The organism is Bradyrhizobium sp. GW821-FHT12B03 (assembly GCF_058807535.1).
Map to the genome: position 1 here is coordinate 120,561 of NZ_JBXAQU010000018.1, position 18,152 is coordinate 138,712.

Consider the following 18,152-nt stretch of genomic DNA (forward strand, 5'->3'; position numbering starts at 1 on the left):
ATGATTACATCCTACCCCTGTCTTGCCCGACGCGTCAATCAATTTTCGTAAAAGACGAAATGCATCGTGCCGGTTTCCCGGCTACTGTGCATGGGGTTGTTTTTCAGGTTTTAAGTCGAGCTAGATCGAGAAGCTGGTCCCGCAGCCGCAGGACGCCGTCGCATTGGGATTGTTGACGCGGAACGAGGCGCCGATCAGGTCATCGACGAAATCGACCTGCGACCCCGCCAGGAAGGGCTGGGAGGCGGAATCGACCAGCACCACCGCATTGTCCTGCTCGATCACGAGATCGTCGTCGGTGCGGTCGCGGTCGATATCGAACTTGTACTGAAAGCCGGAACAGCCGCCGCCCTCGACCGAGATGCGCAGCATCGCGCCTGACCCTTCGCCCTTGAGGATCTCCCCAATCCGGCGTGCGGCCCGGTCACTGATGGTCACGGCAGTCGTCATCTCTGGTCTCCGATCGTCGGCGGCGTCATACCAAGGTCACTTGCCCAATTCATTTGGTATCCCGCATCCGGCATAGTTAAGTGCCACCATACGCAGAATCAAATGGATAGGGACTAAATTCGCCGTGTCCGTCGGAATGGCACCCCCTCACGCGCCCTATGCCTGCGACCCCGATCGCAGCCGCGGCCGGCTGGTCGCCGAGCCCCCGAGCCGGACTCGCAGCCCTTTCCGCCGGGACTGCGACCGGGTGATCCACTCCACCGCGTTCCGCCGCCTGAAGTACAAGACCCAGGTGTTCGTGTTCCACGAGGGCGACCACTACCGCACCCGGCTGACCCATTCGCTGGAGGTGGCGCAGATCGCCCGCGCGCTGGCCCGGCAGCTTGGGCTCGACGAGGACCTCACGGAAACCCTGGCGCTTGCCCACGATCTCGGCCACCCGCCGTTCGGCCATGCCGGCGAACGGGCGCTGGACGCCTGCCTGAAGGAGTTTGGTGGCTTCGACCACAATGCCCAGGCCTTGCGCGTCGTCGCGGCGCTGGAGCACCGCTATCCCGAGTTCGACGGGCTGAACCTGACCTGGGAATCGCTGGAGGGGATCGTCAAGCACAACGGCCCGCTGACCGACCGCAGCGGCGCGCCGGTCGGGCACTATCGCGAGCATGGCATTCCCGTCGGCATCGCCGACTACATCAAGGTCTACGATCTCGAATTGTGGAGCTTCGCCTCGCTCGAGGCGCAGGTCGCAGCGCTCGCCGACGACATCGCCTACGACGCCCACGACATCGACGACGGCCTGCGCGCCGGCCTGTTCCATCTCGACGATCTCAAGGTGATGCCGCTCACCGCCGAGATCATCGCCGAGACCTCGGCGCATTACCCCGATCTCGAAGACGTCAGGCGCGGCGCCGAGCTGGTTCGGGAGCTGATCTCCCATCTGATCGGCGCGGTGTTTGCGCAAGCCGAGAAGAACCTTGCCGCTGTGAAGCCGCAATCGGCTCAGGACGTGCGCCAGCAGAGCCGGGCGCTGGTCGCGTTCCCCGCTGACGTTGCCGAGGAGGAGGCTGCCATCAAGCGCTTCCTCTACCAGCACATGTACCGCCACAAGCGGGTGATGCGGGTGATGGCGGAGGCCGAACAGATCCTGTTCGACCTGTTCGCGAAATACCTGAAATCCCCGGCCGAGCTGCCGCCGGAATGGCTGCTCGGGGCGGAGGCGGACAACGAGGGCGACCGGGCCCGGCGGATCGGCAATTTCATCGCCGGAATGACCGACCGTTTCGCCCTGACCGAGCACCAGCGGCTCTTTGACTCGACCCCGGATTTGCGTTAGGCGGCGGCCATGCCCCAGACATCCTCATCCCTGCATTTGTTCGCTGACGTGCTCGCACGCGTGCACGCCGCCTGCCGCGCGCTCGCCGCGGATGCCAGCTGGCCCGAGGGCATCGATTTCTCGCGCGTGGTGGTCGAGCCGCCGCGCGATCCCTCCCACGGCGACATGGCGACCAACGCCGCCATGGTGCTTGCGAAAGAGGCAAAGGCAAAGCCCCGCGATCTCGCCGAGCAGATCGCCGAGCGGCTGCGCGCCGACGCGCTGATCGCCAAGGTCGACGTCGCCGGGCCTGGCTTCATCAACCTGACGCTGAAGCCGGCTGCCTGGGCCGAAGCCCTGCGGACGGTGCTGCGCGAGGGCGCCGATTACGGCCGCGTCCGGGGTGGCTCCAAGGTCAATGTCGAATACGTCTCGGCCAATCCGACCGGGCCGATGCATGTCGGCCATTGCCGCGGCGCCGTGTTCGGCGATGCGCTGGCGAGCCTGCTCCAGTTCGGCGGCCACGACGTCACGCGCGAATATTACATCAACGATGCCGGCGCCCAGGTCGACGTGCTCGCGCGCTCCGCCTTCCTCAGGTACCGCGAGGCGCTGGGCGAGGACATCGGCGCGATTCCGGAAGGCCTCTATCCCGGCGATTATCTGAAGCCGGTGGGCGAAGCGCTGGCGAAGCAGCACGGCGACGAGCTCCTGACGATCAGCGAGGCGCAATGGCTGCCGACGGTTCGCGCCAAGGCGATTGCGATGATGATGGACGAGATCAAGGACGATCTCGCCGCGCTCAACATCCGCCACGACGTATTTTTCTCGGAGCGCTCGCTGATCGAGACCGGCAACAACAAGGTTGCCGAAACCATCGATTTCCTGAAGGCCAAGGGCGACATCTACGAGGGGCGCCTGCCGCCGCCGAAGGGCGCGCCGGTCGAGGATTGGGAAGACCGCGAGCAATTGCTGTTCCGGGCGACCGCCTATGGCGACGATGTCGATCGTCCGCTGATCAAGTCTGATGGTTCCTACACCTATTTCGCCTCCGACATCGCCTACCACAAGAACAAGTTCGACCGTGGTTTTGCGGACATGATCGACGTCTGGGGCGCCGACCATGGCGGCTACATCAAGCGCATGCAGGCGGCTGTGAAGGCGACGACATCGGGCAAGGGCGCGCTCGACGTCAAGATCGTTCAGCTCGTGAAGTTGCTGCGCAACGGCGAGCCGGTGAAAATGTCGAAGCGGAGCGGGGACTTCGTCACCTTGCGTGAGGTGGTGGATGAGGTCGGCCAGGATGCCGTCCGCTTCATGATGCTGTATCGCAAGAACGACGCGGTGCTCGACTTCGACCTCGCCAAGGTCATGGAACAGTCGCGCGACAATCCCGTGTTCTACGTCCAGTACGGCCACGCCCGCGGCCACTCGATCTTCCGCAACGCCCGGGCCGAGGTGTTCCCGGACCTGCCGGAGGATCCGGACACGCGGATCGCCTGGCTCGGTGAGTCGGCGGTGGAGCGGCTGTCGGACCCGGTGGAGCTCGACCTTCTCAAGCGCCTCGCAATTTATCCGCGCATGCTGGAAGCCGCCGCTGCGGCCCACGAGCCGCACCGAATTGCTTTCTATCTCTATGACTTAGCGAGCGAATTTCATGCACTTTGGACGAAGGGGCGCGATTTGCCCTATTTACGCTTCATTATCAATAATGATGCAGTTCTAACAAAGGCGCGGCTGGCCATGGTCCAGGGCGTCGTCTCTGTCCTGGCATCGGGCCTCGCCATCCTCGGCGTCCATGCCCCGGACGAGATGCGGTAGTTTGGGGCGAACTACTTAAGGGGATTTTGGGGGTAACCGGCAGAAGCCGGACCGCTTAGACTTGGTTGAAAGCCTTGTGGGTCGAAAGCCGTGCCTTGGTCGAGGGGCGCGCGGCTTTCCCGAAGGGACGCATCATCACGATGGCCGAACGATATCATGACAGACCGTTTCCTTCCGATGACTATGGTCGCGGCGGCGATCAGCATGGGAAGGCGGAAAATGATCCCTTGGCCGAGCTCGCCCGCCTGATCGGACAGACAGATCCGTTTGCAGCGCAGGGGCGGCCCGCTGCGCGCCCGCCCGCAGCAGCACCGGCGCCCGCCCAGAGCTATCAGGACGACGACTATCGCCAGGACGATCAGCAGGACTATGCCGAGCAGGCCCCGCCGTCTCCGCCCGGGCCGCCCTCATGGATGCGGCGCGCCAACGTGCAGCCCCAGCCGGCACCCGCGCCGGAGCCTGACTATCCCGTCTCCGTAAACCCGGTTCATCCGTTGCATCGCTATTCAGCCCAGCCGACCGCGCCCGAGCCTGATTTCCATCAGCCGCAGGCGTATCAGGACCATGCTTATCAGGATCAGGCCTATCAGGATCAGGCTTACCAGCAGGGTCATGGCCATCAGCAGGAGCAGGCCTATCAGGAGCCCTATGCGCAGCCCGATCCGTCGCGCTACGACGATGCGCTCTACGGCCGGCTGGAAGCTGGCGAGCAGGACTATCAGCGCGATCCCGCCTATCCGGACGATCCTTACGCGTTCCAGAGCGACTATCCGGAAGCTGATCTCGACGAGCCGAAGAAGCAGCGCGGCGGCATGATGACGGTTGCGGCGATCCTTGCGCTTGCCGTCGTCGGGACCGGTGCGGCTTTCGCCTACAAGACCTATGTCGGCTCGCCCCGCAGCGGCGAGCCGCCGATCATCAAGGCCGACAACACGCCGACCAAGATCGTGCCCGCGCCGACGGATTCCTCGGCCAAGGTGCCGGATCGCATGGTCACTGGCGATGGCACCGAGAAGATCGTGCCGCGCGAGGAAGCGCCTGTCGACGTCAATGCCAGGGCGAGCGGTCCCCGCGTCGTGTTCCCGCCACTGAACCCGAATGCGAATCCGCCGCCGGTGGCGAGCGTTTCGCCATCCACGGTCCCGCCGCCGAGCGCAGGCCCGATCCCGAGCAACGGCACGCTGCCGAACAATTCGCCGCGGCCGATCCGGACTGTGGCTGTGCGGGGCGATCAGACCGATAGCGCCGCGCCGCAGTCGACTGCGGCCGCCAAGCCCGCAACCCCGCCGAAGCCCGTCGCCGCGCCAGCCGCGCCGCGCACGCCGCCGACCTCGGCCAATGCCAGCGCCAATCAGCCTCTCTCGCTGGCGCCGCAATCGGCGCCTGCGGCCGAGCCGCCGCAGCGGATGGCCGCGACCAACCCGACGCAGCTCGCGCCCGCCAGCGGTGGTGGCGGTGGCTACATCGTGCAGGTCTCCTCGCAGCAGAGCGAGGACAGCGCCGCCGCGTCCTACCGCGTGCTCCAGAGCAAGTATGGCAGCGTCCTCGGATCGCGCTCGCCAGTGATCAAGCGGGTCGATCTCAGCGACAAGGGCAAGGGCATCGTCTACCGCGCCTTCGCTGGCCCCTATGGTTCGGCTGAGGAGGCGACGCAGGCTTGCAACAGCCTCAAGTCCGCGGGCTTGTCAGCCTGCTTCGTCCAGAGGAATTAACGGCCGATTCCTTGACCCCCTCGCGGGGCAGGGTTAATCGGCCCTATGAGCACGCGGGCCTTCATTACCGGTGTATCCGGAACGGAACTAACCGCCGCCGAGCGGGAGTTTATCCGTAGCGAGCGCCCATGGGGCTTCATCCTCTTCAAGCGCAATATCGCGACGCCGGCTCAAGTTGCTGCATTGGTTGCGGATTTGCGGGCGGTCGCGAGCGCGGCCGACGCCCCCGTCCTGATCGATCAGGAGGGTGGACGGGTGCAGCGGCTGGGCCCGCCGCACTGGCCGGTCTATCCGCCAGGGGCGATTTTCGCGAATCTGTACGACACTGATTCGGCCCTCGGGCTCACCGCGGCGCGCCTCAGCGCCCGGCTGATCGCGGCCGATCTCGCCGATCTCGGCATTACCGTGGATTGCCTGCCGCTGGCTGACGTGCCGGTGCCGGGCGCCGACGCCGTCATCGGGAACCGGGCCTATGGCACCGAACCTGGCAAGGTCGCTGCGATCGCGCGCGCGGTGACCGAGGGGCTGGAGCAGGGCGGCGTGCTGCCGGTCCTCAAGCACATTCCCGGCCACGGCCGCGCCACCGCCGATACCCATTTCAAGCTGCCGACCGTCGATACGCCCAGGGACGAGCTCGAGCGGACCGACTTTGCTGCATTCAAGCCGCTGGCGGATTTGCCGATGGCCATGACTGCACATGTTGTGTTTAGCGCGGTCGACCCCGCCCATCCGGCGACGACATCTGCGACAATGATTGCTCAGGTGATTCGCGGCGCAATCGGGTTCCAGGGTTTGTTAATGAGTGATGACGTGTCGATGAACGCGCTGGCGGGAAATATCGCCGATCGGACCCGCGCCATCTTCGCGGCCGGCTGCGACATGGCCCTGCATTGCAACGGCAACATCGAGGAGATGCGTGAAGTTGCCGGCCAGGCGCCTGAACTGTCCGGCAGGGCGCTGCAGCGGGCGACAGCCGCGCTCGCCGCGCGCAAGGCGCCGCAGCCATTCGACCGGGTGGCCGCGCGCGCTGAGCTGGACGCACTGATCGCACGGGCAAACACGGCATCCGCATGACCGCAGAAATCCTATCGTTTGAAACCGGGCGGCCTGCCGAGCTCGCCGAGGGTGAGCCGGCGTTGGTGGTGGACGTCGAGGGCTATGAAGGCCCGCTCGATCTGCTGCTTGCGCTTGCACGGCAGCAAAAGGTCGATCTCGCCAAGATCTCGATCCTGGCGCTGGCCGACCAGTATCTCCATTTCATCGAAGCCGCGCGGAAGATCCGGCTGGAGCTCGCCGCCGATTATCTCGTGATGGCGGCGTGGCTCGCCTTCCTGAAGTCGCGTCTGCTGCTGCCGGAGCCGCCGAGCGCGGAAGGCCCGAGTGCGGAAGAGATGGCGACCGCGCTCGCCAACCGCCTGCGCCGTCTGGAAGCCATTCGCGAAGCCGCCAACCGGCTGATGAACAGGCAGCAATTGCTGCGCGACATCTTCCCGCGCGGCGAGCCCGAGCAGATCGCCGAGATCAAGCATCCGAAATACACCGCAACGCTCTACGACCTGCTCACCGCCTATGCCGCACAGCGCCAGTCGCGCGTGCTGGCGAGCGTGCACCTGGCCAAGCGCACGGTGTGGTCGCTCGCGGAAGCGCGCGCCACGCTGGAGCGGCTGGTCGGCAGCATCAGCGAACAGGACGACTGGGGTGTTCTCGACGACTTCCTGATCCGGCACGTCGCCGATCCCACGCAGCGCGCAACGGTGTTCGCGTCGAGCTTCGCTGCCGCCTTGGAACTGGTGCGGGAAGGTCAGCTCGAGCTGAACCAGAAAGAGGCGTTTGCGCCGATCTATTTCCGGAAGGGGCGTCCCAAACCGGTCGCTGACGCAGCTCCTGCGCCCGATGCGCCGGTCGCTTAAGTGCAAGAAGGAGAATCTGCCATGGCAAGCCTGGCTGAAGTGCGGGTAGACGAGGCCGAGCCGATGGAGAACGAGTCCCAGGCACGTCCCGAAGAATTGCGGCTGCTGGAAGCGCTGCTGTTCGCGTCGAGTGAGCCGCTGGATACCGCGACGCTGGCCAAGCGCATGCCTGATGGCGTGGACGTCAAGGCCGCGCTCGAGCAGCTCCAGGCCGACTATGCCTCGCGCGGCGTGAACCTCGTGCGCGTCGCCAACAAATGGACCTTCCGCACCGCCGGCGATCTCGCCTGGCTGATGACGCGGGAGAGCACCGAGACCCGCCGCCTGTCGCGCGCGGCGATCGAGGTGCTGGCGATCATCGCCTATCACCAGCCGGTGACGCGCGCCGAGATCGAGGAGATCCGCGGCGTCGTCACCTCGAAGGGCACGCTCGACGTGCTGCTCGAGACCGGCTGGATCAAGCCGCGCGGCCGGCGCAAGACACCCGGCCGTCCCCTGACCTTCGGAACCACCGAGGACTTCCTGTCGCAGTTCACCCTGGAACAGCTCGGCGATCTGCCGGGCCTGGAAGAGCTCAAGGGCACGGGTCTGCTGGATTCGCGTCTGCCGACCGGATTCAGCGTGCCGACGCCGTCCGACGACCCGCAATTGCGCGAGGACGAGGATCCGCTGGAACCGGGCGAGGACCTCGATCTCGCGCTGGCACCTGCGGTCGAGCCCGAGTCGCCGGAAGGCGGCAATGAGGAGGGCGGCGAAGGTGGTCGCGAGGACTGACGTCCTGGCCTTCTAGGGGCCCCCTGCGACCGGTTAACACTAGCAAGATTACGTAGCGCCAACAGCGAATTGGCGCTGCCTTGGTCCTTGTTTTTGAGGCCTGCCAAGCCTACGTTCCGGTGAAGATCGGCCGGGTCCCCGGCCATGCGCGTTTGGAGGGTTGCAGGATGGGTTCACTCAGCATTTGGCACTGGATCTTGGTGATCGCAGTGGTCCTGCTGCTGTTCGGCCGCGGCAAGATTTCGGATCTGATGGGCGACGTGGCACAGGGCATCAAGGCGTTCAAGAAGGGCATGCAGGACGACGACAAGCCCGCTGACAAGCCCGCCGAACCGGCCAAGTCCATCGAGCACAACGCCGCCCCGAGCGCGGCACGCTCCGACGTCGGCAGCAAGGCCGTCTGAGCCTAAAGAAGCACGCGAGACGCGGGTGGCGGCCCCGATCCTGGCGCGCGAGGGATTGGGCCGGCTTGCTGCTGGCGTGAACGGAAGACCTCATGTTCGACATCGGGTGGAGTGAACTGGTCCTGATCGGGGTCGTGGCCCTGATCGCCATCGGCCCGAAAGAGCTGCCGGGCGTGCTGCGCATGGTCGGACAGTGGATGGGCAAGGCCCGCAAGATGGCCGCCGAATTCCAGGGTCAGTTCCAGGAAGCGATGCGCGAGGCCGAGATGGCCGACCTCAAGAAGAGTTTTGACGAGGTCAAGGAAGCCGCCACCGGATTCGCCAGCAACAATCCGCTGACCTCGCTCCAGAAGGACGTGAGCGACGCGCTCCGCGTCGATGCGCTGGACAAGCCGGCCGAGACGACGGCCACCACGGCGGTCGAAACGCCGACGACTTCAACTGAAGCGCCGACGACACCGACCACTCCTGAAGCGCCGACGCCGGAAACCTTCGTTGAAGCGGAGGCCCATACGGCGGTGAACGAGCCGCTCGCCATCACCCGTGAGGTCGAGCAGGCGGGCGTCGTTGCGCAGGACACTGCGCCATCCGAAGCGATCAAGGATGCCAAAGCGTCATGAGCGACGCCGATATCGAGGCCAGCAAAGCCCCGCTGATGGACCATCTGATCGAGCTGCGCTCGCGGCTGATCAAGGCGCTGGTTGGCTTTGGCTTGGCCTTCATCGTCTGCTTCTTCTTCGCCAAGCAGATATTCAACGTTCTGGTATGGCCCTATGTCCTGGCCGTCGGCGACGGCGGAAACGCCAAGCTGATCTATACCGCATTCCTGGAATATTTCCTGACCCAGTTGAAGCTGGCGTTGTTCGGGGCTGGCTTCATCTCGTTCCCGATCGTTGCAACGCAGATCTACAAGTTTGTGGCGCCAGGGCTGTACAAGCACGAGAAGCAGGCCTTCCTGCCGTACCTGGTCGCAACGCCGTTCTTCTTCGTGCTCGGCGCGGCGCTGGTCTATTTCGTGGTGTTTCCGATGCTGGCGCGCTTCTCGCTCGGCATGCAGCAGCTCGGCAGCGACGAGACCGCCAAGATCGAGCTGCTGCCGAAAGTCGGCGAATATCTGTCGCTGATGATGTCGCTGATCTTTGCCTTTGGGATCGCCTTTCAGCTGCCGGTCATCCTGACGCTCTTGGGCCGGATCGGCATCATCACCTCCAAGATGCTGCGCGAGAAGCGGCGCTATTTTATCGTCATCGCCTTCGTCATCGCGGCGGTGCTGACCCCGCCCGACGTGATCAGCCAGTGCTCGCTCGCGATTCCCTTGATGGCGCTCTACGAGGGCTCGATCATCGCGGTGGCGATGGTGGAGAAGAAGGCGGCGGCGTCAAAGGCCGCCACCGGCACCGACGTGTCGACGCCAGCCAATCCGGCCGAGTAGGGCACTTTCGCTCTATCATCTCGTTGCTCAGCCCATGATTCGTCATGTCCGGGCTTGACCCGGGCATTCACGACTTGGTCTAAGGCGGCAGACACGTGGATGGCCGGGATAAACCCGGCCATGACGGGAAAACAGCCATGCACGACATCAAATCGATCCGCGACAATCCGCAAGCCTTCGACGCCGGTCTCGTCCGGCGTGGACTGAAGCCACTGTCGGCCTCGCTGCTCGCGATCGACGAGAAGCGGCGCGCGGCGATCTTGGCCTCCGAGCAGGCGCAAGCGCGGCGCAACGCGGCCTCGAAGGAAATCGGCGATGCCAAGAAGGCGAAGGATGAGGCGCGCGCGGCCAAGCTGATGGCGGAGGTCGCCGAGCTGAAGACCACGATGCCGGAGCTCGAGGCCGTTGCGAAAGCCGCAGACGAGGAGCTCGCCACGGTGCTGTCGGCGATCCCCAATCTGCCGCTCGGCGAAGTGCCGGACGGCGTCGACGAGCACGGCAACGTGCAGCGCCATGTCTTCGGCAATCGGCGCAACTATGCGTTTGCGCCCAGACCTCACGACGATCTCGGCGGCGCGCTCGGTGACATGGATTTCGAGACGGCGGCCAAGCTCTCCGGCGCGCGCTTCGTCGTGCTGAAGAAGGGGCTCGCGCGGCTCGAACGCGCGCTCGGCCAGTTCATGCTGAATCTGCACATCGACGAGCACGGCTATACCGAGATCAATCCGCCGCTGCTGGTCCGCAACGAGATCATGTTCGGCACGGGGCAATTGCCGAAATTCGAGGACGACCAGTTCTGGGCGATCAAGGGCGAATTGCTCGCCGCACCCGATCTGGACCGGCTGCGGACCGAGCGTCTCGGCATCATTCCGACAGCGGAGGTGGCGCTCACCAACCTCGTCCGCGAATCCATCCTCGATGAAAAGCAGCTGCCGATGCGGCTGACCGCGCTGACGCCGTGTTTTCGCGCGGAGGCGGGCGCCGCAGGGCGTGATACCCGCGGCATGATCCGCCAGCACCAGTTCACCAAGGTCGAGTTGGTGTCGATCACGACGCCGGAGACCAGCAAGGACGAGCACGAGCGGATGCTGTCCTGCGCCGAGGAAGTGCTGCGCCGGCTCGATCTGCATTACCGCGTGATGACGCTGTGCACCGGAGACATGGGCTTTTCGTCGCAAAAAACCTATGACATCGAAGTCTGGATGCCCGGGCAGGGCGAAGGCGGCGCGTTCCGAGAGATCTCGAGCTGCTCGGTCTGCGGCGACTTCCAGGCGCGGCGCATGGACGCCCGCTCGCGCGGGCCCGACGGCAAGCCGCGCTTCGTGCACACGCTGAACGGTTCCGGCACCGCGCTCGGCCGTGCGCTGATCGCCGTGATGGAGACCTATCAGCAGGAGGACGGCTCGATTGCGGTCCCCAGCGTGCTCCAGCCCTATATGGGCGGGCTGAAGGTGGTCGCGCGCGACTAACGCGGTATTGCTCGCAGAAACGCAGAAACGTTTGGTTGCGAAGATTGGGCGGCCGGTTATCCTGCCGGCCACCCGTCAATGCGAACCGACAGTTCATGGCCTTGCACCGCGACATCTTCTGGGTCGGCAGACAATGGGCGGTGACAGGTGCCGGTATTCAAGCCGTCGATCAGCGGCTGCGCGGCGTGCTCGACATCGAGATCGCGCGGCTCTGGGACGAGGATCTCGTGCGGAGCCGGCGCGCCAAGCCCGGCGTGAATGTTGCGGATTTCGACAAGGCGCTGACGGTCGCGCGCGAACGTTTTCCGCAAGAGCCGGCATCGGACCCGATCGTTGCGCAGCTGAAGGCACTCGGCGTGATCGAGACGCCCGCCGTGAGTCCGGTGGTGCCGGCGATGAAGCTGTCGGCCGAAGGCCGGCTCGCGCGATTCCTGCCGCAATGGCGCATCCGCCGCTAGAGCGCCGCACCGATGACATCGGAACGGCGCTCTAGATTTTTGTTTTGACGCGTTTTCTTGACGCGAACCGGTATCCACTTCGCTCGAAAACGCTCTAATACGGTATCGGGCTCGAATAGTTCGGCGTCATCCGCAGCAGCGAACCGGGGTCGATCGTCTGCGATCGGTGCCGCACCGGCACGCAGCCGTGGCGCGTTGCGACCGTGCCTTTGGCGCAGGCGCGGTGTCGCTCGGGTTCGTCCGATGACAGTCTTGGCGGTGCCTCGCCCTCCGGTTTCGCGGCCGCCGTAACGCAAGGCCCCTCGCGCGGACAGCGTTTCGGCACGCATTTGCCCCGCGACAATTCGAGATCGTAAACCTGTCCGGACATCGTGACCTGGCCGTTGCACAGGCATTCGCCGGTGATCGTCATCGCACCGCCCTGGCAATTCTCCGCGTCGGTCCGCAGGCAGGTGCCGCCGGGATCCGTGCCGGCCGGCATCAACTCGTAGCCGGCCGGACAGGTGCATTGCCCGTTGCTCGCCGTGCCGCCGATGCAGGTGATGGTGATCAGGGCACGCGGCGGCGTGGCTGGAGGTGGCGCGTCGGCGATGCAGACCCCGCTCGCGTCGATGTGGGTGTCGGCAGGGCAGGCCGGCGGAGTGGCTGTTTCGATGCGTTCCGGCGGAGGGGGCGGGCTCGGGACCTGCGTCTCCGCAGGCGGCGGAGCAAGAGCCGGGGCAAGAGGGGCCGACTTCGCCGCGCAAATGCCGTTGCGGAACTCCTGCCAGGGAAAGCAGCGGTCCTCAGCCCTTGAATTCTGTGCATGTCCCGGCCGCGGCGCGAGCGCGCTCAGGCCAAGACTCAGGCCGAGACTCAGGCCAAGACCAAGTCCAAAACAGATAAGGGCTGCAAAGCGGGTCATCTGGTGTCCCGTCGCCTCGGAATGTGGATGGAAAATAGGGCGGCATGCTGCGCCGCCGCAATGAGCTAGATCACAGATGGGCCGTTTAAACGCCCGCAGCTCATATCCGGAGGCGCCCGGTTTGCCTGATCGGTCATAGCCGGATAAGACGGCCCAAACGGCTTCAGGAATCGACCTTTCGCATGCGCATCCTCTGCACCAATGACGACGGCATTCACGCTCCCGGCCTCAAGGTTGTTGAGGAGATCGCGCGGGCGTTGTCCGACGACGTCTGGGTGGTGGCGCCCGAGCTCGACCAGTCCGGCGTGTCGCATTCGCTGTCGCTGAACGATCCCTTGCGTCTGCGCGAGGTCGGCCCCCGCCACTTCGCCGTGCGCGGCACCCCGACCGACTGCGTCATCATGGGGGCGCGGCATATTCTGGGCACCAAGCCGCCCGATCTCGTGCTGTCGGGCGTCAACAAGGGCCGCAACGTCGCCGAGGACGTGGTCTATTCCGGCACCATCGCCGGCGCGCTGGAAGGCACCATTCTGGGGCTGCCGTCATTTGCGCTGTCGCAGGAATTCAGCGTCGAGACCCGCGATCGGCCGCAATGGGACACCGCGCGCCAATTCGGGCCCGACATCCTGCGCAAGGTGATCAAGGCCGGCATCCCGAAGGACACCGTCATCAACGTGAACTTCCCGGCCTGTGCGCCGGAGGATGTGCTCGGCATTCGCGTCACCCGCCAGGGCAAGCGCAATCTCGGCTTCCTCAGGATCGAAGAGCGCAGGGACGGTCGCAACAATCCCTATTTCTGGATCGGCTTCGAGCGCGCCGCGATGATGGATACGCCCGCCGAGGGCACTGATCTCGCGGCGCTGCGCGAGCGCTATGTCTCGGTCACGCCGCTCAGGCTCGACCGCACCAACGAAGCGTTTTCCGAAGCGCTGAGTGCGACGCTGAAGTAGCGTCGAGGAATCGTGGCCCGAACGGAGTGCAGCGAAATCCGGGGCCGTCGTCGTTTCTGGCACGATTCCCGGATTGCGCTGCGCTCCATCCGGGCTGCGGAAATCTCCTAGCCGCCGCGAAGGGCGGCTTCGATGGTCTTGCCGAGCGCATCGAGCTGAAACGGCTTTTGCAGCGCCGGCCGGTCACGGTACTGCTCGGGCAGGCCGGAGGAGCCGTAGCCGGTGGCGAAGATGAACGGGCAGCCCTTGGCCTTGATGACGTCGGCGACCGGCGAGATGACCTTGCCGTTGACGTTGACGTCGAGGATGGCGATGTCGAACTCGGTCGCCTGGGCGAGCCGCAGGGCTTCGTTGATGTCACCGGCCTCGGCCGCGATCTTGTAGCCGAGCTCTTCGAGCATGTCCGCGACCATCATCCTGATCATCACCTCGTCTTCGACGAGGAATACAGAGCGGCCGGAAAGCCCTGTCGCGGTCATTATCGGTGAGTCCTTGCCCATTCCGGAAAACGTTCGCAGATAACGCGAATCGACGCAATGCGCGTTTCGGCGAACGGGCCACCTGAAAATGGCCGTCGCGGTTGGCCCGTTGCAAGCCAATTTGTGGTCAGATACTCCACCCCGAAGAGTATCATGGGTTCCTGAACAGGAACAAGATTCTCGCGCCCGGTGGCTTGGCCACGCAAGCATCGGGCTCGACCTGACGAGACGGCACAAGCAGCAATGACCTCCCATCAGCACCCGCCGGAAAAGATGATGTTTCAGCTCACGCTGAGGCGTCGGGGCATCAGCGATCAGGCGGTGCTGCGGACCATGGAGGAGGTGCCGCGCGAACTGTTCGTCGATGAGGCCGACCGCGACGGCGCCTATCGCGATAGCGCCTTGCCGATCGCGTGCGGGCAGACCATCAGCCAGCCCTTCGTCGTCGCCTACATGACCGAGCAGCTCCAGCTCCAGAAGCAACATCGCGTGCTCGAGATCGGTGCGGGCTCCGGCTATCAGGCCGCCGTGCTGTCGCGGCTCGCCGGACAGGTGTTGACGGTCGAGCGCTATCGCAAGCTTGCGGATGCCGCACGCGCCAGGCTTGAGAAGCTCGACTATCACAATGTCGAGGTGATGCTGGGCGACGGTCTCAACTTGCCTCCCAATATCGGCCCGTTCGACCGCATCATCGTCACCGCCGCGATGGAGCAGATTCCGGAGAACCTGGTCGAGCGGCTGGAGGTCGGCGGCATCCTGATCGCGCCCGTCGGCCCGCATCAGGGCGTGCAGACGCTGACCCGGCTGACCCGCAGCGCGAGCGGGATCGCGCGCAAGGAACTCGTCGAGGTCCGCTTCGTGCCTGCGCTGCCCGGGGTGGCGCGGGAGCTGTAGATTTCCGGATTGGCTGTGCTGCCAACATCTTATTGGGAGGGTTAAGCCGTTATTTACTCGGCGCGTGTTTACTTAAAAGACCAGTTCTGTTGCGTACGAGTGAGTAACCATGTCTGTCGTCGCCGAGTTGCTTTACTCGCGCCGCGTACCGCAGGTCGCGGTGCTGGCGCTGATCTCCTTCAGCTTCGCAGGGTGCAGTGCCGACATGTCGTCGCGGCTGTCCCAGTCGAACTTCTCCAATCCGTTCTCGCAAGAATCGACCGGTTCGGTGCAGCAGGCGCCGCCGCCGCAGCGTGAGCTGCCGCAATATGCGCGGCCGCAGACGCAGTCCGGTTATTATCAGTCCCAGCCCTTGCCGCCGCCCGCGGTGGCCGCGCCGCAATCCTATCCGGTCGCGGCAGGTGGTGGCGTGTCCGGTGGCGGGCGCGGCGTCGGCTCCTACGCGCCCCCGGCGCAGCCGCATCTGGAGACCACGGCCACCGTGCCGCCGCGCTCTGTCGCGGCCGCCCAGCCGGCCGGCGGGACCAAGATCATCGTCGGCACCAGCGACACGCTCGACGTGCTCGCCAAGCGCTATCACGTCACCCCGCAGGCGATCCTTGCTGCCAACGGCTACAAGGGCCCGCGCGCACTCTCGCCCGGTCAACAGCTGATCATTCCGCATCCGGGCGCGACCGCGGCGGCACCTGCGCCTGTGATGGCTCCCGTCGCTGCGGCTCCCGCGATGGCGCCGGCGGCGAAGCCGGTTGCGGCCGTTGCCGCGCCGTCGAGCATGCATTTCGTCAATCGCGGCGACACGCTCGCCAGCATTGCCCGCAAGAACCATATCTCGGCGGCCGAACTGGCCCGTGCCAACGGTCTCGATCAGTCCGCCAAGCTCAAGCTCGGCACCAAGCTGACCGTGCCCGGTGCGAAGACCGCCGCCGTCGCGGCACCGGTTACTGCGGCTCCGGTCTCGGCCGCCCCGGTTGCGGGGACGCTGCAGCCCGTTGCGGCCGCTCCCGCGCCGGCCACCAAGATGGCCGCCGTCGCGGCACCTGTGCAGAGCGCGCGCCTCGCCCAGGCCACGACCAATGTCGAGGAGAAAGCTGCGGAGGCTCCGGCGAAAGCCGCCGAGACCACCAGTGCGCTCCCGACCTTCCGTTGGCCGGTGCGCGGCAAGGTGGTCACGAGCTACGGCGCCAAGACCAACGGCAAGTCCAATGACGGCATCAATCTCGCGGTGCCTGAGGGGACGCCGGTCAAGGCGGCTGAAGACGGCGTCGTCGCCTATTCCGGCAACGAGCTGAAAGGTTACGGCAATCTGGTCCTGGTTCGGCACTCCAACGGCTACGTCACCGCATATGCCCATGCGAGTGAGCTGTTGGTGAAGCGCGGCGATACCATCAAGCGCGGTCAGGTCATTGCCAAGTCGGGTCAATCCGGGGAGGTGGCGTCGCCGCAGCTCCACTTCGAGATCCGCAAGGGATCGAGCCCGGTTGACCCGCTTCAATTCCTGAACGGGGCGTGAGGCCCGGCGCCTCGCTGGTCACATCAAAACGAACGCCGTGATCGCCCGCCTTGTGCGCAATCGCACACTGGAGCGGGCGATCGTGTATTCGAAGGCTGCTACTTCGCCGCCAGCTTCACGCCGAGCCGACCCGCCAGTTCCTGCACGAACTGCCAGGCGACACGGCCCGAGCGCGAGCCGCGCGTGGTCGACCATTCCAGCGCCTCGCGCTCCAGCGCCTCGTCATCGACCTTGATGCCGAAATGGCTGCAATAGCCGCGCACCATGGCGAGATATTCGTCCTGGCTGCAGCGGTGGAAGCCGAGCCAGAGGCCGAAGCGATCCGACAGCGACACCTTCTCCTCGACCGCTTCGCCGGGATTGATCGCGGTCGAGCGCTCGTTCTCGATCATCTCGCGCGCGAGCAGGTGGCGGCGATTGGAGGTGGCGTAGAGGATGACGTTCTCGGGTCGGCCCTCTATGCCGCCTTCGAGCACCGCCTTGAGTGACTTGTACGAGGCGTCATTGCCGTCGAACGAGAGGTCGTCGCAGAACACGATGAAGCGGAAGGACGATGCGCGCAGCTGGTCCATGAGCGCGGGCAGGCTCTCGATGTCCTCGCGGTGGATCTCGATCAGCTTCAGTCTGTCGGCGGCCTTGCGGTCCGCGTTGATGCTGGCATGTGCCGCCTTCACCAGCGACGACTTGCCCATGCCGCGCGCGCCCCAGAGCAGGGCGTTGTTGGCGGGCAGGCCGCCCGCGAAGCGCTCGGTGTTTTCCATCAGGATGTCGCGCATCCGGTCGACGCCCTTGAGCAGGAACAGCTCGACGCGGCTGACCCGCGGCACGGCCGAGAGGCGGCCGTCCGGATGCCAGACATAGGCGTCCGCCCGTTCGAACGACTCGCGTTCGGCGGCCGGCTTGCCCTGGGCGGAGAGATGCGCCGCGATGGTCTCCAGCGCGCGGACGATGCGCTCCTGGGTGAGGTCGGGGGTTGGCTTGGAGACCTTGGTGGTCGCCTTGGAGCCTGCCGTGGGGCGTTTTGCCGCGACGCGGGAAGGCTTCCTGGCAGGGGTACGGGGGCCTTTGCCGGCCGGGCTTTTGCTAAGGTTTTTGGACATGTCCGAAGTTCCTGAGAATGCAGCCTTATCGGGCCTGACGGCGCGCCGCAAGGTGGCCAAAAGGGCGGTCTGGCAGCGTTGCAATTGGGGCGGTGGCCGCTATAGTCCGCGCGAATTTGACCGAGCCGGTCGCCTTTGAGGGCCTGACCGGCTTTCCCCCGTTCTCACGAGGATCGTCCGAATGCTGATTACCCCTGCGTATGCCCAGGCTGCGGGCGCCGGTGACACCAACAGCATGTTGATGTCGCTGCTGCCGTTCGCCCTGATCTTCGTGATCATGTACTTCCTGATTCTGCGTCCGCAGCAGAAGAAGGTCCGTGACCATGCCGATCTCGTGAAGAACATCCGTCGCGGCGACACCGTCGTGACCTCGGGCGGCCTCGTCGGCAAGGTCACCAAGGTCGTCGACGACGACCAGATCGAGTTCGAGATTTCCGACGGCGTCCGCGTGCGGCAGATGCGCCAGATGATCTCGGGCGTGCGCGCCAAGGGCGAGCCGGCGAAAGAATCCAAGGATAGCAAGGAAGCCGCCAAGGACGACACCGCGGCGAAGTGAGCGCTTCTGCGAGTGTC

At 65.3% G+C, this 18,152-nt stretch carries 19 protein-coding genes; 15 read left to right on the top strand and 4 right to left on the bottom strand.

The window, feature by feature from the left end:
* Positions 1–120: 120 nt before the first annotated feature.
* Entirely contained in the window at positions 121–450 is a 330-nt protein-coding gene (gene erpA, locus AC1RUR_RS28785; RefSeq protein WP_011087527.1) for an iron-sulfur cluster insertion protein ErpA, read from the bottom strand.
* Between the two features lie 124 nt (positions 451–574).
* Here erpA and AC1RUR_RS28790 point away from each other — a divergent pair, with 124 nt between their 5' ends.
* The 11 genes from AC1RUR_RS28790 to AC1RUR_RS28840 all read left to right on the top strand — a co-directional run bounded on the left by AC1RUR_RS28790 (position 575) and on the right by AC1RUR_RS28840 (position 11,742).
* On the top strand, positions 575–1,783 hold the full coding sequence (locus tag AC1RUR_RS28790) for a deoxyguanosinetriphosphate triphosphohydrolase (protein ID WP_492850310.1): 1,209 nt from the start codon (positions 575–577) through the stop codon (positions 1,781–1,783).
* A 9-nt stretch (positions 1,784–1,792) separates the two neighbouring features.
* Positions 1,793–3,583: an arginine--tRNA ligase gene (gene argS, locus AC1RUR_RS28795; RefSeq protein WP_492850312.1), complete on the top strand. Its 1,791-nt coding sequence runs from the start codon at positions 1,793–1,795 to the stop codon at positions 3,581–3,583.
* A gap of 140 nt (positions 3,584–3,723) precedes the next feature.
* The gene (locus tag AC1RUR_RS28800) at positions 3,724–5,295 is read left to right on the top strand and encodes an SPOR domain-containing protein (RefSeq protein ID WP_492850314.1); all 1,572 of its coding nucleotides are present in this window, start codon (positions 3,724–3,726) and stop codon (positions 5,293–5,295) included.
* 45 nt (positions 5,296–5,340) lie between these two features.
* Positions 5,341–6,369, top strand: coding sequence for a beta-N-acetylhexosaminidase (gene nagZ, locus AC1RUR_RS28805; protein WP_492850316.1), 1,029 nt, complete (start codon positions 5,341–5,343; stop codon positions 6,367–6,369).
* Positions 6,366–7,205 carry a segregation and condensation protein A gene (locus tag AC1RUR_RS28810; protein WP_492850318.1) on the top strand — a complete coding sequence of 280 codons (840 nt, stop codon included), beginning with the start codon at positions 6,366–6,368 and terminating at the stop codon, positions 7,203–7,205. The genes nagZ and AC1RUR_RS28810 overlap by 4 nt, the downstream gene beginning before the upstream one ends.
* Positions 7,206–7,226: 21 nt before the next feature.
* Positions 7,227–7,979 carry an SMC-Scp complex subunit ScpB gene (gene scpB, locus AC1RUR_RS28815; RefSeq protein WP_492850320.1) on the top strand — a complete coding sequence of 251 codons (753 nt, stop codon included), beginning with the start codon at positions 7,227–7,229 and terminating at the stop codon, positions 7,977–7,979.
* A gap of 167 nt (positions 7,980–8,146) precedes the next feature.
* Positions 8,147–8,383, top strand: coding sequence for a twin-arginine translocase TatA/TatE family subunit (locus tag AC1RUR_RS28820; protein WP_492850322.1), 237 nt, complete (start codon positions 8,147–8,149; stop codon positions 8,381–8,383).
* Positions 8,384–8,475: 92 nt separating this feature from the next.
* Entirely contained in the window at positions 8,476–9,003 is a 528-nt protein-coding gene (gene tatB, locus AC1RUR_RS28825; RefSeq protein ID WP_492850324.1) for a Sec-independent protein translocase protein TatB, read from the top strand.
* Entirely contained in the window at positions 9,000–9,815 is an 816-nt protein-coding gene (gene tatC / locus AC1RUR_RS28830) for a twin-arginine translocase subunit TatC (RefSeq protein WP_492850326.1), read from the top strand. Before tatB ends, tatC begins: the two co-directional genes overlap by 4 nt.
* A gap of 137 nt (positions 9,816–9,952) precedes the next feature.
* The gene (serS, locus tag AC1RUR_RS28835; RefSeq protein WP_492850328.1) at positions 9,953–11,284 is read left to right on the top strand and encodes a serine--tRNA ligase; all 1,332 of its coding nucleotides are present in this window, start codon (positions 9,953–9,955) and stop codon (positions 11,282–11,284) included.
* Positions 11,285–11,379: 95 nt separating this feature from the next.
* Entirely contained in the window at positions 11,380–11,742 is a 363-nt protein-coding gene (locus tag AC1RUR_RS28840) for a hypothetical protein (protein WP_492850330.1), read from the top strand.
* 94 nt (positions 11,743–11,836) lie between these two features.
* Here the strand turns inward: AC1RUR_RS28840 and AC1RUR_RS28845 are convergent, their stop codons facing one another.
* Positions 11,837–12,646, bottom strand: coding sequence for a hypothetical protein (locus tag AC1RUR_RS28845; RefSeq protein WP_492850332.1), 810 nt, complete (start codon positions 12,644–12,646; stop codon positions 11,837–11,839).
* 182 nt (positions 12,647–12,828) lie between these two features.
* Between AC1RUR_RS28845 and surE the strand changes: the two genes are divergently transcribed.
* Positions 12,829–13,596: a 5'/3'-nucleotidase SurE gene (gene surE / locus AC1RUR_RS28850; protein WP_492850334.1), complete on the top strand. Its 768-nt coding sequence runs from the start codon at positions 12,829–12,831 to the stop codon at positions 13,594–13,596.
* Positions 13,597–13,703: 107 nt separating this feature from the next.
* On the opposite strand, the gene AC1RUR_RS28855 is transcribed toward surE, so the two are convergent.
* Entirely contained in the window at positions 13,704–14,075 is a 372-nt protein-coding gene (locus tag AC1RUR_RS28855) for a response regulator (protein WP_492850336.1), read from the bottom strand.
* A 243-nt stretch (positions 14,076–14,318) separates the two neighbouring features.
* On the opposite strand from AC1RUR_RS28855, the gene AC1RUR_RS28860 reads away from it, so the two are divergent.
* Positions 14,319–14,969: a protein-L-isoaspartate(D-aspartate) O-methyltransferase gene (locus AC1RUR_RS28860; protein ID WP_492850338.1), complete on the top strand. Its 651-nt coding sequence runs from the start codon at positions 14,319–14,321 to the stop codon at positions 14,967–14,969.
* Positions 14,970–15,078: 109 nt separating this feature from the next.
* Positions 15,079–16,479, top strand: coding sequence for a peptidoglycan DD-metalloendopeptidase family protein (locus AC1RUR_RS28865; protein WP_492850340.1), 1,401 nt, complete (start codon positions 15,079–15,081; stop codon positions 16,477–16,479).
* A 98-nt stretch (positions 16,480–16,577) separates the two neighbouring features.
* On the opposite strand, the gene AC1RUR_RS28870 is transcribed toward AC1RUR_RS28865, so the two are convergent.
* Complete coding sequence (locus AC1RUR_RS28870; RefSeq protein WP_492850342.1) at positions 16,578–17,579, bottom strand: ATP-binding protein; 1,002 nt, start codon at positions 17,577–17,579, stop codon at positions 16,578–16,580.
* A 181-nt stretch (positions 17,580–17,760) separates the two neighbouring features.
* Here AC1RUR_RS28870 and yajC point away from each other — a divergent pair, with 181 nt between their 5' ends.
* Positions 17,761–18,135, top strand: coding sequence for a preprotein translocase subunit YajC (gene yajC, locus AC1RUR_RS28875; RefSeq protein ID WP_492850344.1), 375 nt, complete (start codon positions 17,761–17,763; stop codon positions 18,133–18,135).
* Positions 18,136–18,152: the final 17 nt, after the last annotated feature.